The sequence below is a fragment of the Oceanisphaera profunda genome (assembly GCF_002157895.1).
GTDB lineage: Bacteria > Pseudomonadota > Gammaproteobacteria > Enterobacterales > Aeromonadaceae > Oceanimonas > Oceanimonas profunda.
Window position 1 is genome coordinate 632,360 of record NZ_CP021377.1, and the last position, 14,018, is coordinate 646,377.

The following is a 14,018-nucleotide window of genomic DNA, read 5'->3' on the forward strand; positions in this document are numbered from 1 at the left end:
TCTCTATATAGCCACATTTGTCGCCAATAAAAAAGTGTCGCAGGGTCATTCTGCACTATTTATTGCCTATTTCGCCGACTTTACTCTAATTTAGCGCCTCTTAGTCACATATCACTATCAGCAATAACATAAGTTGCGACATTATCTCGCCCCATAATGCAAAGCAAAAAACGACACGCAAAAACCATATCGCTAGAAAGCAAAAAACCCCGAGCATAAGCTCGGGGAAAAATATAATCACAGTGGATGCTTTAACAGTAATAGCTCAGCCTAATATGATTGATACACTGACATCTGGCGGCTAAAAAAGACTGTTTTTTATAAACCTAATTTCTTCAAATCCGCTGCAATCACGCTCGCTGGCACGGGTACGTAACCGTCTTTATTGACGATTTCTTGCCCTTGCTTAGATAACATCAGCTTCACGAATTCGGCTTCCATTGGCCCTAGCGGCTGGTTAGGGTGCTTGTTCACGTAAACATATAAAAAGCGCGACAAGGGATAATCGCCACTGGTGGCATTATCGGCATTGGCTGCGACAAAATCTTTAGTGCCCGCTGCCGCTAAAGGGACGGCCCGCACACTTGAGGTGCTGTAGCCTAAGCCCGAGTAGCCAATCGCATTCAAAGACGAAGACACCGATTGCACTACCGAGGCCGAGCCTGGCTGCTCATTTACGTTATTTTTAAAGTCGCCTTTACAGAGCGCCTCATCTTTAAAGTAGCCATAAGTACCGGATACCGAGTTACGACCGTAAAGCTGAATGTCACGCGCAGCCCAATCGCCACTTAGTCCAGTTTTTCCCCACTGGGTAATAGGCTCGGCACTACCACAGCTTAAAGTGCTGGAGAAAATAGCGTCCACCTGATCGATGCTTAAGCCTTCGATGGGGTTATCTTTATGCACAAATACCGCCAAGGCATCAATCGCCACGCGCACGGCGGTCGGCTTATAGCCATAACGCTTTTCAAAGGCTTCTACTTCATTGCTTTTCATGCCGCGGCTCATGGGCCCAAATTGAGCCGTGCCTTCAGTCAGTGCGGCTGGTGCGGTAGAGGAACCTGCGGCTTGGATCTGAATATTCACGTTCGGATAATGACGAGTGAAGGCTTCTCCCCACAGCGTGGCCATATTAGCCAAAGTGTCGGAGCCAACCGAGGATAGGTTGCCGGAAATACCACTTACTTTTTCATAATCCGCTAACTTGCTATCTACGGCGGCCAGTACATTGGCTGATGCCAGAGCGGCCGTTAAACCAAGAGCTGTTACTAGAGTATTCAGTTTCATGCTTATCTCCGTTTGGGTTCGATTCCTTTAGACGTCGCCAGTATTGCCTTTCTATGTGACAGAGAGATGAAATAGTGATGACCAAGCTGTGACAAATACGATGAAGAACAAAGAAAGCGGGAAGCTATAAATTAGAAGCCCGAAGTTAAAACCACGGCACACCCTGTAGGCTCGGTCTTTCCCGCTTCTAACTCTCAGCTTTAAGCTTTTTTTCAAGTACTCTGTGCTCAGGCAAGGTAAAACTAAAGCAGCTGCCTTTGCCTAACTGGCTGCTGATCTCTAATCGTGAGTCATGGTGGGCCAGTGCATGCTTCACTATGGCCAAGCCCAACCCTGAGCCACCCGTATGGCGACTGCGCGCCTTATCAACCCGATAAAAGCGCTCTGTGAGTCGATTAAGGTGCTCAAACGCAATCCCCGCACCTGAGTCTGTGACCGAAAAGCGCGCCTGCAGCCCTTCGCGGCGCCATTCCACCACAATGCGCGTATTGCCAGCAGTGTGGCGAATGGCGTTATACACCAAGTTAGAAACAGTACTGCGTAATTGCTCTTGATCGCCCAATACCAAAAGTTGCTTATCAATCTCAAAACAAAATTCATGGCCTTTTTCGCCACTGAGCGCCTGCGCTTCCAGTTTTAGCATCGCCAATATGGCCGGCAGCTCCACTACTTGGTCACTGGCCACTGAGTTTGCAGCCTCAATGCGATTTAGGGTCATCAATTGCTTAACCAGCGCTTCCATACGCAAGGTTTGATCCAGCATCACCAAGCGCGTTTTTTGCCACATAGCGGGCTCTGGCGGCTCTTCTAATATTTCCATGTAGCCTTTGAGTACGGTTAAGGGAGTGCGCAATTCGTGGGAAACGTTAGCCACAAAGGTTTTGCGCACTTGCTCCAAACTGCGCAAACGTGTGACGTCTCGCACCACTAGCAATAGCTGATCTTCCACATAGCTCATGATGCGAAACTCCAGCAGCGTTTGTTCACGCAGTGGTGAGGGTAGCTCTAATGGATCGTGAAACTCGCCGCGCTCCAGATAAGCAATAAACAGCGGAGTACGGATCAAGTTACCAATATGCTGGCTCGCATCATCGGGCCACCGAAAGCCCAACAGCTGTTGGGCTAACTTATTACACCAAATAATACCGCCATCTTGACCTATCACCACAGCCGCGTCCGGCAGCGCCTCGGCACCTTGGCGAAAACGGCGAATCAAACGTGCCAGCTCTCGGCGTCGCGCACGTTGGCGCAGCTGTAAGCGATATAAGCCATTAAAAATCGTCTCCCAACTGCCCTGCCCTTGCGGCGGGATCAAACTGCGATCCCGCCATAACCAAATAGCGAGCTTGCGTTGAAACCGCGAGTGCCACAATAAATGCACGACTGTGGCACCCAATAGCCCGAGCGTGATCTCTGAAAATGCCAGCCCCAGCAGCGCGAAACCGCCGTAATAAAGCAGTAGCCGCCACCACCAACCTGGGTTAGATGCTGATAATTGCATGTTCGTCTAAAGACGTGTTGAAAAGCGGTAACCGGCACCGCGCACGGTTTGGATCATTTGATCGTGCCCTCCGGGCGATATCGCTTTGCGCAAACGGCGAATGTGCACATCCACGGTTCTGTCTTCCACATACACATTGGTGCCCCATACATTATTCAGCAGTTGCTCGCGGCTATACACGCGCTCGGGATGGGTCATAAAAAAGTGTAATAAGCGAAACTCAGTGGGCCCCAGTTCTAGCGCCTGTTCATGGGCACTGACTCTGTGGGTAATAGGATCAAGCTTTAGGCCTTGCACCTCTACCAACTCATCTGCCGCCATAGGGGTGACGCGACGCAGCACTGCATTTAAGCGCGAGGTCAGCTCTTTGATGGAAAAAGGTTTAGTAATGTAATCGTCGGCGCCCACATCTAAGCCTCTGATCTTGTCTTCTTCTTCGGCACGGGCGGTGAGCATGATCACCGGAATTTGGCGAGTGAGCTCATTTTGCTTTAATTGCTTAATAAACTGAATACCGCTGCCACCAGGCAGCATCCAATCCAGTAAAATCAGTTCGGGGTAAGGTTCTTTGAGCAGATTGACTGCTTGCTGATAGTCCGCCGCAGCCGTGGGGCTAAAGCCTTTTTGTTCGAGCATTAAACACAACATGTCGCGAATGGCGACCTCATCTTCTACCACCAGTATGTTCCGTGTCATCTCACTGTCCTTACGGGCCTTGACTCTGTGTGACCATTATTAGCAGTAAGTGTGACAGTTTTATGAATTGATTACCTTTTATCAATGACTTGCCGGTTAGGCATTCATGACCGAGCCAGATTATTAGGTGGGATCGATGAGCGAAATATGAGTTAACCAGCAGTTTGGCGTGGCACCTTTAGCCGCTGCACAGCTTATGTCTACACTACCTATGGGACCCATTAAGTATGTTGGCACAGTGAAATGGATGCCCTGTCATCGGTGGCCTGCCGGTACTGCAAATACAGCTCTGGCTGGCCGCTAGCCGCGTCTGTCCCTTCTTTGAGCACGGTAAAGCCTTGGTTTAAATAAAAATTCACCGCTATGTCATTTTCACAATACAACGTTACTGACAGCTGAGTGCGTTGTTGCTTAGCAAAGTCGAGCAGCGCCCGCCCTATACCTTGTTGCTGACAATCTGGACGCACAAACAGCGCCGCCAAATAATCATCGATCAAGGCCACAAACCCCTGTACTTCTTGTGCTCGCTCACACACCCAGATCTCGGCAGCAGGAAAATAGCGGGCGCGCATGGCAGCTTGCTGCTGCCACCAAAAGGCGGCGGGAATAAAATCATGGGCTTGCAAAGAGGCGAGTAGCCAAACTTCTTGAATGGCTTCCTCATCAATGGCCTTGGCGGCTCGTATCATTAGCTGCTCTCCGGCGAAAATTTAAGTGTGTCTAACTGAGTGTATAGAGCTTTAACCAAGCCAATTGCTCTTTAATTAGGCACTGTGAGCCAGATCAGTAAGCCGACCTCGATAATGACAGCCTGATCACAAAGCCAGTTTGCAGTACAATGCGTTTTTTGAGGCTCGCTATCGAGGATGCTATGTGGTTTAAGAACCTGCAGATTTATCGTTTTACCCGCCCGTTTGATGTGTCATTAGAAGATCTGGAAAAGCAGCTCGAAGCCCTGCCCTTTACGCCTTGTGGCAGCCAAGAACAGTCTAAATTTGGTTGGGTTTCGCCCTTAGGTAAACACGGCCAGGCCATGACTCACGTGGCTGGTGAGCAGATTTTGTTGTGTGCGAAAAAAGAAGACAAAATGCTCCCCGGCTCTGTGATCAATGACATGGTGGCAGAAAAAGCCGAAGCCATTGAGATTGAGCAAGGCCGCGCGCTGAAGAAAAAAGAAAAAGACGCGCTCAAAGAAGAGATCATCGTCGACCTGCTGCCCCGCGCCTTTAGCCGTTTTCAGCAAACCTTTGCCTGGATCAATCCTAAAGATGGCTTTATTGCCGTGGATGCCAGCTCTGCAAAGCGTGCTGAAGACTTATTGGCCTTATTACGCAAAACCATAGGCTCACTGCCAGTGGTGCCGCTGGCCATGACCACGCCGCCTGAGCTCACGCTCACTGAATGGCTCAAAGAAGGTGCTGCACCAGCAGGTTTTGCCTTAGAAGACGAAGTAGAGCTGCGCTCAGCGCTGGAACACGGCGGTATTATTCGCGCCAAGCAACACGACTTGCTTAGTGAAGAAATTAAAGTGCATCTAGAAGCGGATAAACTGGTCACCAAGTTGGCGCTAAACTGGGCCGAGACCATTAGCTTTATTCTCTCTGATGACATGAGCATAAAGCGCTTAAAGTTCTCTGAAGAGCTGCGCGAGCAAAACGACGACGTCACTAATGAAGACGTGGCCGCCCGTTTTGACGCGGACTTTGCCTTAGTGACCGGCGAGCTGTCCAATTTCATCCCCGATCTTATCGAAGCTTTAGGCGGCGAAGAGAATCGGTAATACTTAGCGCCGAGCGCCCTGCACCAAGCGCCTAGCTAAAACAAAAAACGGCACCGAGAGTCATCTCGGTGCCGTTTTTTGTGTAAGACGAAAAGCGTAATGTGTGAGGAGAAAAGCGCCAAACTTTCAGGCGAAGTGTTTTATTTTTTACTCCTCACCCTTCACGATTCACCCTTCACTGTCAGTTAAGCATTACCCTGCACTTTCATTTTTAGCTCGGCGGCGAAGTTGAGCATCCGCTCCAGTGGGATCATGGCTTTAATGCGCGTGGCTTCATCCACTTGTATCTCATGGGTGGCACCGCCGTCCCGTAGCGCGTCACGAATGGATTCTAAGCCGTTCATGGCCATCCACGGGCAACTAGCACAGCTGCGGCAGGTAGCGCCGTTGCCGCCGGTAGGAGCGGCGACCAGCTCTTTGTCCGGGCAGGCTTGTTGCATCTTATAAAAAATGCCTTGGTCGGTGGCCACAATCAGTTTCTTGTTGGGCAACGTTTGTGCCGCCTTAATCAACTGACTGGTGGAGCCCACCGCATCGGCCAAAGCAATCACCGCAGCCGGAGATTCCGGGTGCACTAACACTGCTGCATCGGGGTTTTGTGCTTTCAGCTCTTTTAGGGCCTGAGCGCGAAACTCATCGTGTACGATGCACGCCGCTTGCCAGCGCAGCATCTTGGTGCCGGTTTCTTTTTCGATATAAGCGCCTAAGTGGCGATCTGGTGCCCAGATGATCTTGTGGCCTTCGCTATCCAAGTGTTCAACAATTTCCAACGCGATACTAGACGTTACCACCCAATCGGCGCGGGCTTTCACTGCCGCCGAGGTATTGGCGTACACCACGACCGTATGGTCTGGGTGATTATCACAAAACTCGGTAAATTCATCCGCAGGGCAGCCTAAGTCCAGTGAGCACTCGGCTTTAAGAGTTGGCATTAATACGGTTTTTTCTGGGCTTAGAATTTTTGAGGTTTCGCCCATAAAGCGCACCCCCGCCACAATCAGCGTCTTGGCTTGATGCTCTTTACCAAAACGTGCCATTTCTAGCGAGTCGGACACGCAGCCACCGGTCTCTTCGGCCAGCGCTTGAATAATAGGATCCGTATAGTAGTGCGCCACTAGCACCGCATTACGCGCCGTGAGTAGTCCTTTAATTTCTTCTGTCAGTTCCCGCTGCCGATCAACCGTCAGCGCAGCCGGCTTGGCGGGAAATGGATAGTCAAATTCGTAAATATCAACAGCTTCAGTCATAACAGGTTACCGTGTTCCATCCGGATTACGTCAAGGGCTGACATTATAACGCTACTGGCGGAGTAACCCAAATCTAAGCTCGAAAATGGTGAGGGGTGAAGCGTAAGGAGTAAGAGGCCGACAAGAACAAAGACGGCACATCATAGCCAATTAGCGTTGAGGGTTAGTTTGTTCCCCTCCCCCTTCACACCTCGCTATTCACTATTCGCATAATTAAAATGCAGAATCGAAAAAATCCGCAGCGCGGCTTGGGTATAAACGAAGGTAGGTAGAAATTGAGGATATCTAACTAAACGAAGATGGTGGGGCATGCGGGATTCGAACCTGCGACCAATTGATTAAAAGTCAACTGCTCTACCAACTGAGCTAATGCCCCGATAAATCGGTAGTACTCATAACTGCCATGCGGCACTTATCGTTAAAATTGGTGGGTGATACTGGGCTCGAACCAGTGACCCCCTCCTTGTAAGGGAGGTGCTCTCCCAGCTGAGCTAATCACCCTGGGACGTTCTTAAATCTGGTGGGGCATGCGGGATTCGAACCTGCGACCAATTGATTAAAAGTCAACTGCTCTACCAACTGAGCTAATGCCCCGATAAATCGGTAGTACTGATAACTGCCATACGGCACTTATCGTTAAATTGGTGGGTGATACTGGGCTCGAACCAGTGACCCCCTCCTTGTAAGGGAGGTGCTCTCCCAGCTGAGCTAATCACCCTGGGACCTTCTTAAATCTGGTGGGGCATGCGGGATTCGAACCTGCGACCAATTGATTAAAAGTCAACTGCTCTACCAACTGAGCTAATGCCCCGATAAATCGGTAGTACTGATAACTGCCATACGGCACTTATCGTTAAATTGGTGGGTGATACTGGGCTCGAACCAGTGACCCCCTCCTTGTAAGGGAGGTGCTCTCCCAGCTGAGCTAATCACCCTGGGACCTTCTTAAATCTGGTGGGGCATGCGGGATTCGAACCTGCGACCAATTGATTAAAAGTCAACTGCTCTACCAACTGAGCTAATGCCCCGATAAATCGGTAGTACTGATAACTGCCATACGGCACTTATCATTAAAATTGGTGGGTGATACTGGGCTCGAACCAGTGACCCCCTCCTTGTAAGGGAGGTGCTCTCCCAGCTGAGCTAATCACCCTGGGCTTACTGTTACCGTTTCTTGGCTAAAGCAACAAACCATAATTTTCATAATTTGGTGGGTGATACTGGGCTCGAACCAGTGACCCCCTCCTTGTAAGGGAGGTGCTCTCCCAGCTGAGCTAATCACCCTGGGCTTTCTGTTACCGTTTCTTGGCTAAACCAACAAACCATAACCTTCATAATTTGGTGGGTGATACTGGGCTCGAACCAGTGACCCCCTCCTTGTAAGGGAGGTGCTCTCCCAGCTGAGCTAATCACCCTGGGACGTACTGTTAACTCTTACTACTAAACACAAATCTGGTGGGGCATGCGGGATTCGAACCTGCGACCAATTGATTAAAAGTCAACTGCTCTACCAACTGAGCTAATGCCCCAAACGTGCTCTTTATTTACTCTGACTTACTATTTAATTTTGCTTTTTCTCGTCCGCAATCAAGGCGCTAAAGCTCCCCTGCCAACGGCGGCCTATAATACGGATTTTATTTTTCGGTGCAACAGCTAAATCGTCATTTAATGTTGTTTGGTTAAGGAGTGAGCACTCTCGGTATTCAACAAAGCTAAATGCTGCTTTTACAAGCTATCTAACGCTTGTTGCGCCAAACCCGCTGAACTGCTGCTGCCATATTCATTTAACACTTGCTCTAGGTAGACACGCGCTTGAGAATTATTATTTTGCTCTTTCGCGATCTGGCCTAATTTTAATAACGACTCAGCACGCTTGGTAGATTGAGGATACGCCTCGACCACCCGTGCAAATTGCGCCTTAGCTTGGTCGAAGCGCTTTTGCGTGTACAACAGCTGCCCCAGCCAGTAATGCGCATTAGGCACATAGCCAGACTCTGGGTATTGGGTGATAAAGCGCGCAAAGGCAGGAATAGCCGCCGCATAGTCTTTATCCTGCAACACCAAGTTCACCGCATTGTCGTAGGCCGCTTGCTCATTACCGTGGGCCGTAGTCGTACTGTTAGTGCTGGCGGTGTTGCTCGTGCTTGCAGCAGGTTCAGCTTTGTTACTGGCAGCCTTGGGGTCAGGCTCATTAGAAGCGGGCGCGGGTGGCGTAGCCGCCGCTTGAGGCTGTGCGATATCTTGTAACTGCAACAAAATATCTTTTTGCCGCTCGATAACCTGTTCAAGACGATAACTTTGTTCTTCCAGTGTTCCTCGCAGCTCGCTAACTTCGCGCTGCAATGAGTTCAACTGATTTTGTTGGGTAATTTGTGATTGGCTACGGGCATTAAAACCGCGCTCTAACTCTGCCAATCTATCGTCTACCGAGCCGCTGCCACCCACACTGCTTACTGGCGCTTGCGCCAAACAAGCGGTGGATAAAACAGCGGCCATAACTATGGCCGCTAATTTATAGGTCATAAAATCAATCTAAACCTTAATAAACCAGAACCGCACGACGGTTCTTAGAGAACGCAGAGTCAGTGTGTGAGGCATCAACTGGCTTTTCTTCGCCGTAGCTAACGATAGCCAACTGAGCACCACTTACACCCAAGCTCTGCAGGTAGCTGGTCACTGCTTTCGCGCGACGCTCGCCAAGGGCAATGTTGTACTCTGGCGTGCCACGCTCATCCGCATGACCTTCCACCAAAATACTAACAGAAGAGTTAGAACGCAGGTAATTAGCATGCGCTTCTAACACTTGTGCATAATGGCCGCTCACTTCGTCTTGGTCAAACTCAAAGTAGATAACGTTTTCACGACGCAGGGCTTCGTATTGCTGACGCATCTGCTCTTCAGCTGACATAGCGCCGCCATTTTGCATGCCGCCAGTTTGTACGCCGCCACCAGTCTGGTAGCTGTCGTCAGCGCCGCCCAGGGCATCTGAGTCACTGGTTGAGCTACAAGCAGCTAAGGTCAACATCGGCAGTGCTATGGCCAGACTCTGCAGCAATTTCTTCATTTGCATTTTTTAATTCCTTTGGTTTTTTATTCGATTAGTTAAGGTACGGTGACCATGCTGGTGCACGAACATCACCACTTCGTGCGGGAAGCCTGGCCTTAAAGCGACCATCCATAGACACCAAAGACAGCACCTGACGGCCCTGGTATGTCGTACTATAGATAATCATAGTGCCGTTAGGAGCCGGGCTTGGGGATTCGTCGAGTTGTGTTTCGGTTAACACCTGCAACTGACCTCCATCCAGCTCTTGACGAGCAATGCGGTATTTTCCTTGTGCACGGCTGACCAGCACTAAGCTTTTGCCATCACCCGTTACACGAGGACCTAAATTAGTATCACCTTGGAAGGTGACGCGGCGCGCTTCGCCGGAGTTCACATTCGCCTGATAAACTTGTGGCTTACCACCCCGCTCAGACACAAAGTAGATGGACTGACCATCCGCCGCCCAAGTGGGCTCTGTGTCTATACTGCGGTTATTGGTAATACGCGTATATTGCTTGTTACCTAAATTCAGCACATACACTTCTGGTTGACCATCACGGGATAACACTAACGCCAATTTGCTACCGTCTGGTGAAAACTGCGGCGCGCCGTTAATGCCCTGCTGTGAGCTCACCACTTGGCGCTGCTGGCTATAGATGTCTTGTACTACAATCTCGGCTTTCTTGTTCTCAAACGATACGTAAGCAAGCTTACGGCCATCCGGCGACCAAGCTGGCGACATTAAGGGCTCGCGTGAGCGCAGTAATAACTGCTCATTAAAGCCATCATAATCGGCAATTTTCAGCTGATAAGGAAATTCCGCACCGTGATGTACGTTTACATAGGCAATACGGGTTAAAAACGCGCCTTTAATGCCGGTCAGCTTTTCAAAAGCAATGTCTGCCATGCGGTGTGCGTATTGACGCAACTGCGCTGCCGGTACGGTAGCGGTACGGCTTTCTAGCAACTTAGCACCACTTTGATCCAATACATCGGCCAGCTCAAAGCTAATACGATACTGATTATTACCTGCAGGTTCGATAGAGCCCACCATCACCGCATCTACTTGCTGTTGGCGCCACAGATTAGGGTCTAATTCACTGGCACTCGATACTTGCTGGGGTAAACGATTGCGATCCAGTGGGCGAAACATGCCGCTGTTACGAAAATCACTGGCAATCACGTCCGCCACATCTTGCGGCATAGCGCCACTGCCGGTCCATTTAAACGGCACCACGGCCACGGGACGCGCACTGTCTGTGCCACCGGTGATCTCAATTTCAAAGGCCGCGTTTGCTTGTGTTGTTAACACAAGTGCCGTTGAAAATAACAGCGGTAACCATAACCACATCCATCGTTTCGTCATCACTAGATCCTCGGTTTCAGAGTTAGATTCAGGTTTTGTATCTGTTTAATTAGTTCCGGGTTTTTTGGCATCGGCAACGGGCTGGCCTTGCGGATCGCCACTATACCCGCTTGGCACACGGCGTTATCGCCACTGCCATCGCCTACCTGAAGCACTAAGCCATCGTTGGCCAAACGCACATTCACCACGCACTGCTTACCTTGCATGGTTGAACTTACTTGAAAGTGGCGTTCAACCGCTTGTTGTATCATAGCTCTGGCCTGATCAATCTCGCCTTGGGACGGAGCGGCCGGCGCACTGCTCTTGCCTGCGTCATCGCCCATCATAGCTTCCAAATCTTTTAATGCTTGGCTACTGGCTGCCGCTTTGGCATCGGCTGCGGCTTTAGCAGCCTTAGCATCAGCAGCAGCTTTGGCATCAGCAACCTTCTTCGCTTCTGCGGCTTTGGCGTCGGCGACCTTCTTCACTTCAGCCGCTTTTGCATCAGCAACGGCTTTAGCGTCGGCGGCTTTCTTGGCTTCTACCGCTTTAGCATCAGCGGCGGCTTTAGCCTCGGCGGCCTTCTTTACCTCTTGTGCTTTAGCGTCTGCTGCGGCCTTAGCGTCAGCGGCTTTTTTGGCCTCTTGTGCTTTGGCATCGGCCACTTTTTTGGCTTCTGCATCTGCAGCCGCTTTGGCGTCCGCCGCTTTTTTAGCCTCTTGTGCTTTAGCGTCAGCCTGCTTCTTAGCTTGTGCATCCGCGACTGCTTTTTCATCAGCCAGTTTCTTAGCGGCTAATGCCTTAGCATCACTGATGGCTTTGGCTTCCGCGGCTTGAGTGGCCGCTGCTGCTTTTGCATCAGCGGCGGCTTTGGCATCGGCGGCAGCCTTCGCTTGTGCAGCTTGTTTCTGTTGCGCCGCAGCTTGTTGTTCGGCCACTTTTTGTTGCTCTGCCTTGGCCGCTGCTTGTGCGGTCGCCACGGCTTTTTCTTGGGCTGCGGTTTGCGCTGCAGCTTGAGTCTGTGCCTGCTCCGCCGCTTGTTGGGCGGCTTTTGCCTCTGCTACAGCCGCGGCCGCCGCTTGCGATTCTTCAGCAGCTTGCGCTTGTGCACGTTCGGCACGCATCGCATCTAACTGCTTAGCCTGCTGAGCCATCATGCCACTATCAATCATGGTGGCTTCAATAATAGAAGCCGGCTGTGACGGCCGCTTAGGCGCTTGAAAATCCATGCCGACCAGCAACACCACGCCCACCACCAGATGCAGGCCCAGTGAGATGATGATTGATCGTTTAACTCCGTCTTGCTCCGTCATCACAACCTTAAGACTCCGGCTGCGTCATCAGGCCCACGCTCGGCACACCGGCCGCTTTTAGCGTGGCCATCAACTTGATTACGGCGTCGTAGGGCACTTGAGCGTCACCTTGCACCACTACCGGTGATTTAGGTGTCACCTGCAGCTGGCTCATCACCGCCTCTGACAAAGTCAGCAAGTCCATGATGTGGCTCTCACTGTCACCAATATCCAGATAATAAACGCCGGCCGCATCCACGGACGCCACAATCGGCTTATCGCTGTCTTCGGGCATCATTTCCGCTTCCGCTTGAGGCAAATCCACGTTTACGCCTTGGGTGATCACGGGGGCGGTCGCCATAAAGATGATCAGCAATACCAACATCACATCGATATAGGGCACCACGTTGATTTCGGCCACGCTCTTGCGTCGTCTGCGCTTGTAGCCTTGCATTAGGCTTTACCTGCCGCCACTTGGCGGTTCAAAATGGTCGAAAATTCGTCCATAAAGTTGGCCAGGTGGTTCTCTTGGCGCTCTACCTGATAACTAAAACGGTTATAGGCGATAACGGCTGGAATGGCGGCAAACAAGCCCAATGCGGTGGCTATCAAAGCTTCCGCAATACCCGGTGCCACCATCGACAGCGTGGCTTGTTTCACTTCTGCCAAGGCGATAAAGGCGTTCATGATGCCCCACACAGTACCAAACAGGCCGATATAAGGGCTGATCGAGCCAATGGTCGCCAACATAGAAAGGTTCGTTTCTAGACGGTCCACTTCCCGAGAAAGCGCCACGCGCATAGTGCGATAAGTACCATCGAGCAGGCTTTCTTGAGAACGGCCTTGCTTTTGCAGACGAATAAATTCTTTAAAGCCCGCGTAAAATATTTGCTCCATGCCCGCTAAATTATCGCGCCGCGCATTGCTCTCATGATAAAGGCGGCTTAAATCAGAGCCTGACCAAAATTTATCCTCAAAGCTGGTGGAGTCATTTTGTGCGGTAGTCAGTATTTTACGGCGATTAAAAATCATCGCCCACGACAACACCGACATGCCCAGCAGCAGCAGCATGACAAATTTAACCAGTAAGCTGGCCTGTAAAAAAAGACCTATAAACGATATTTCAGCATGCACCTGATATTACTCCCATCAGCGGCTCAGGAATGGCAAAGGGTTTCATATGAGCTATTTGAACACATGCAATCAGCACGGTTCCCCGCACCAGAGAAAGGCCCGCATCATCCAGAATTTCTTGCTCAAACACAATAGACGCACGTTTCAGCTTTTTCACCGTCACGGTGACTGTTAATGCATCATTAAAGCGAGCGGGCTTCAACATATCCAGCTCCACCTTACGCACCACGAAGGCCACGCCTTGTTCAAGCAAGGTATCTTGTTCTACATCCAGACTGCGCAACCACTCGGTGCGCGCTCTTTCCATATATTTCAAATAATTAGCGTTGTAAACAATACCACCGGCGTCGGTATCTTCGTAGTAGATCCGTACCGGCCAAGTAAAGACTGCAGTAGACATCATTGGTTCAGCCCATTTGTTTAGCCCAACTGTGCAACCCATTGGTTAATGCAGTAACAGAGGGCCAAAAAACATGCCAACACTATACCTGAGAGAAATTTCTGAGAGAAGACAATGGCCGACCGCGGCGACAATTCTCGGCAAAAGAAGGAGCAGCGCTGAGGCCCCGTCGCCAAGCAAGGCCAAGAACGAAAGATTTTTTGCCACGCTGTTTTGTAACGAGAGGCACGGAAGAACACGGAAAAATTAAGATGGGATAAAATAGAAAATTAAATGGCTAAGGCCAAGCC

At 50.5% G+C, this 14,018-nt stretch carries 13 protein-coding genes and 11 tRNA genes; 1 reads left to right on the plus strand and 23 read right to left on the minus strand.

Annotated elements, in window-relative coordinates; all coding sequences use genetic code 11:
* Window positions 1-318: 318 nt before the first annotated feature.
* The 4 genes from CBP31_RS02775 to CBP31_RS02790 form a co-directional block, all read right to left on the minus strand.
* Complete coding sequence (locus tag CBP31_RS02775) at window positions 319-1,287, minus strand: PstS family phosphate ABC transporter substrate-binding protein (protein WP_087034775.1); 969 nt, start codon at window positions 1,285-1,287, stop codon at window positions 319-321.
* 187 nt (window positions 1,288-1,474) lie between these two features.
* Window positions 1,475-2,788, minus strand: coding sequence for a phosphate regulon sensor histidine kinase PhoR (phoR, locus tag CBP31_RS02780; RefSeq protein WP_087034776.1), 1,314 nt, complete (start codon window positions 2,786-2,788; stop codon window positions 1,475-1,477).
* Between the two features lie 6 nt (window positions 2,789-2,794).
* Entirely contained in the window at window positions 2,795-3,484 is a 690-nt protein-coding gene (gene phoB, locus CBP31_RS02785; RefSeq protein ID WP_087034777.1) for a phosphate regulon transcriptional regulator PhoB, read from the minus strand.
* A gap of 221 nt (window positions 3,485-3,705) precedes the next feature.
* Window positions 3,706-4,173 (minus strand): GNAT family N-acetyltransferase, encoded by a 468-nt coding sequence (locus CBP31_RS02790; protein WP_087034778.1) that lies wholly within the window; start codon window positions 4,171-4,173, stop codon window positions 3,706-3,708.
* A gap of 182 nt (window positions 4,174-4,355) precedes the next feature.
* Here CBP31_RS02790 and rdgC point away from each other — a divergent pair, with 182 nt between their 5' ends.
* Window positions 4,356-5,264: a recombination-associated protein RdgC gene (rdgC, locus tag CBP31_RS02795; protein ID WP_087034779.1), complete on the plus strand. Its 909-nt coding sequence runs from the start codon at window positions 4,356-4,358 to the stop codon at window positions 5,262-5,264.
* Window positions 5,265-5,449: 185 nt separating this feature from the next.
* Here rdgC and nadA read toward each other — a convergent pair whose 3' ends face one another.
* From nadA to ybgC, 19 genes are all read right to left on the minus strand, one after another.
* A complete protein-coding gene (gene nadA / locus CBP31_RS02800; protein ID WP_087034780.1) occupies window positions 5,450-6,511 on the minus strand; it encodes a quinolinate synthase NadA in 1,062 nt (353 codons plus the stop codon).
* Between the two features lie 300 nt (window positions 6,512-6,811).
* Window positions 6,812-6,887 (minus strand) — tRNA-Lys (locus tag CBP31_RS02805).
* A gap of 49 nt (window positions 6,888-6,936) precedes the next feature.
* Window positions 6,937-7,012 (minus strand) — tRNA-Val (locus CBP31_RS02810).
* Window positions 7,013-7,029: 17 nt separating this feature from the next.
* A tRNA-Lys gene (locus CBP31_RS02815) sits at window positions 7,030-7,105 on the minus strand.
* A 48-nt stretch (window positions 7,106-7,153) separates the two neighbouring features.
* A tRNA-Val gene (locus CBP31_RS02820) sits at window positions 7,154-7,229 on the minus strand.
* A 17-nt stretch (window positions 7,230-7,246) separates the two neighbouring features.
* Window positions 7,247-7,322, minus strand: a tRNA-Lys gene (locus CBP31_RS02825).
* A gap of 48 nt (window positions 7,323-7,370) precedes the next feature.
* Window positions 7,371-7,446, minus strand: a tRNA-Val gene (locus CBP31_RS02830).
* Window positions 7,447-7,463: 17 nt separating this feature from the next.
* A tRNA-Lys gene (locus CBP31_RS02835) sits at window positions 7,464-7,539 on the minus strand.
* Between the two features lie 49 nt (window positions 7,540-7,588).
* Window positions 7,589-7,664 (minus strand) — tRNA-Val (locus tag CBP31_RS02840).
* 55 nt (window positions 7,665-7,719) lie between these two features.
* A tRNA-Val gene (locus CBP31_RS02845) sits at window positions 7,720-7,795 on the minus strand.
* Between the two features lie 55 nt (window positions 7,796-7,850).
* Window positions 7,851-7,926, minus strand: a tRNA-Val gene (locus CBP31_RS02850).
* A gap of 38 nt (window positions 7,927-7,964) precedes the next feature.
* Window positions 7,965-8,040 (minus strand) — tRNA-Lys (locus tag CBP31_RS02855).
* A 196-nt stretch (window positions 8,041-8,236) separates the two neighbouring features.
* Window positions 8,237-9,034, minus strand: coding sequence for a tol-pal system protein YbgF (ybgF, locus tag CBP31_RS02860; RefSeq protein ID WP_087034781.1), 798 nt, complete (start codon window positions 9,032-9,034; stop codon window positions 8,237-8,239).
* A 16-nt stretch (window positions 9,035-9,050) separates the two neighbouring features.
* Window positions 9,051-9,581 carry a peptidoglycan-associated lipoprotein Pal gene (gene pal, locus CBP31_RS02865; protein WP_087034782.1) on the minus strand — a complete coding sequence of 177 codons (531 nt, stop codon included), beginning with the start codon at window positions 9,579-9,581 and terminating at the stop codon, window positions 9,051-9,053.
* A gap of 28 nt (window positions 9,582-9,609) precedes the next feature.
* The gene (gene tolB / locus CBP31_RS02870) at window positions 9,610-10,923 is read right to left on the minus strand and encodes a Tol-Pal system beta propeller repeat protein TolB (RefSeq protein WP_227875113.1); all 1,314 of its coding nucleotides are present in this window, start codon (window positions 10,921-10,923) and stop codon (window positions 9,610-9,612) included.
* A gap of 2 nt (window positions 10,924-10,925) precedes the next feature.
* Window positions 10,926-12,215, minus strand: coding sequence for a cell envelope integrity protein TolA (tolA, locus tag CBP31_RS02875; protein WP_087034783.1), 1,290 nt, complete (start codon window positions 12,213-12,215; stop codon window positions 10,926-10,928).
* A 7-nt stretch (window positions 12,216-12,222) separates the two neighbouring features.
* Entirely contained in the window at window positions 12,223-12,648 is a 426-nt protein-coding gene (tolR, locus tag CBP31_RS02880) for a protein TolR (protein WP_087034784.1), read from the minus strand.
* On the minus strand, window positions 12,648-13,328 hold the full coding sequence (gene tolQ, locus CBP31_RS02885) for a protein TolQ (RefSeq protein WP_087034785.1): 681 nt from the start codon (window positions 13,326-13,328) through the stop codon (window positions 12,648-12,650). Before tolQ ends, tolR begins: the two co-directional genes overlap by 1 nt.
* The gene (ybgC, locus tag CBP31_RS02890; protein ID WP_087038585.1) at window positions 13,318-13,728 is read right to left on the minus strand and encodes a tol-pal system-associated acyl-CoA thioesterase; all 411 of its coding nucleotides are present in this window, start codon (window positions 13,726-13,728) and stop codon (window positions 13,318-13,320) included. The genes tolQ and ybgC overlap by 11 nt, the downstream gene beginning before the upstream one ends.
* Window positions 13,729-14,018 lie beyond the last annotated feature (290 nt).

Bases quoted from the DNA above. Each gene is read 5' to 3' on its own strand.
- CBP31_RS02775 (WP_087034775.1), bottom strand. From the start codon at position 1,287: ATGAAACTGAATACTCTAGTAACAGCTCTTGGTTTAACGGCCGCTCTG.
- rdgC (WP_087034779.1), top strand. From the start codon at position 4,356: ATGTGGTTTAAGAACCTGCAGATTTATCGTTTTACCCGCCCGTTTGAT.
- tolB (WP_227875113.1), bottom strand. From the start codon at position 10,923: ATGACGAAACGATGGATGTGGTTATGGTTACCGCTGTTATTTTCAACG.
- phoR (WP_087034776.1), bottom strand. From the start codon at position 2,788: ATGCAATTATCAGCATCTAACCCAGGTTGGTGGTGGCGGCTACTGCTT.
- ybgC (WP_087038585.1), bottom strand. From the start codon at position 13,728: ATGTCTACTGCAGTCTTTACTTGGCCGGTACGGATCTACTACGAAGAT.
- CBP31_RS02790 (WP_087034778.1), bottom strand. From the start codon at position 4,173: ATGATACGAGCCGCCAAGGCCATTGATGAGGAAGCCATTCAAGAAGTT.
- pal (WP_087034782.1), bottom strand. From the start codon at position 9,581: ATGCAAATGAAGAAATTGCTGCAGAGTCTGGCCATAGCACTGCCGATG.
- phoB (WP_087034777.1), bottom strand. From the start codon at position 3,484: ATGACACGGAACATACTGGTGGTAGAAGATGAGGTCGCCATTCGCGAC.
- nadA (WP_087034780.1), bottom strand. From the start codon at position 6,511: ATGACTGAAGCTGTTGATATTTACGAATTTGACTATCCATTTCCCGCC.
- ybgF (WP_087034781.1), bottom strand. From the start codon at position 9,034: ATGACCTATAAATTAGCGGCCATAGTTATGGCCGCTGTTTTATCCACC.
- tolA (WP_087034783.1), bottom strand. From the start codon at position 12,215: ATGACGGAGCAAGACGGAGTTAAACGATCAATCATCATCTCACTGGGC.
- tolR (WP_087034784.1), bottom strand. From the start codon at position 12,648: ATGCAAGGCTACAAGCGCAGACGACGCAAGAGCGTGGCCGAAATCAAC.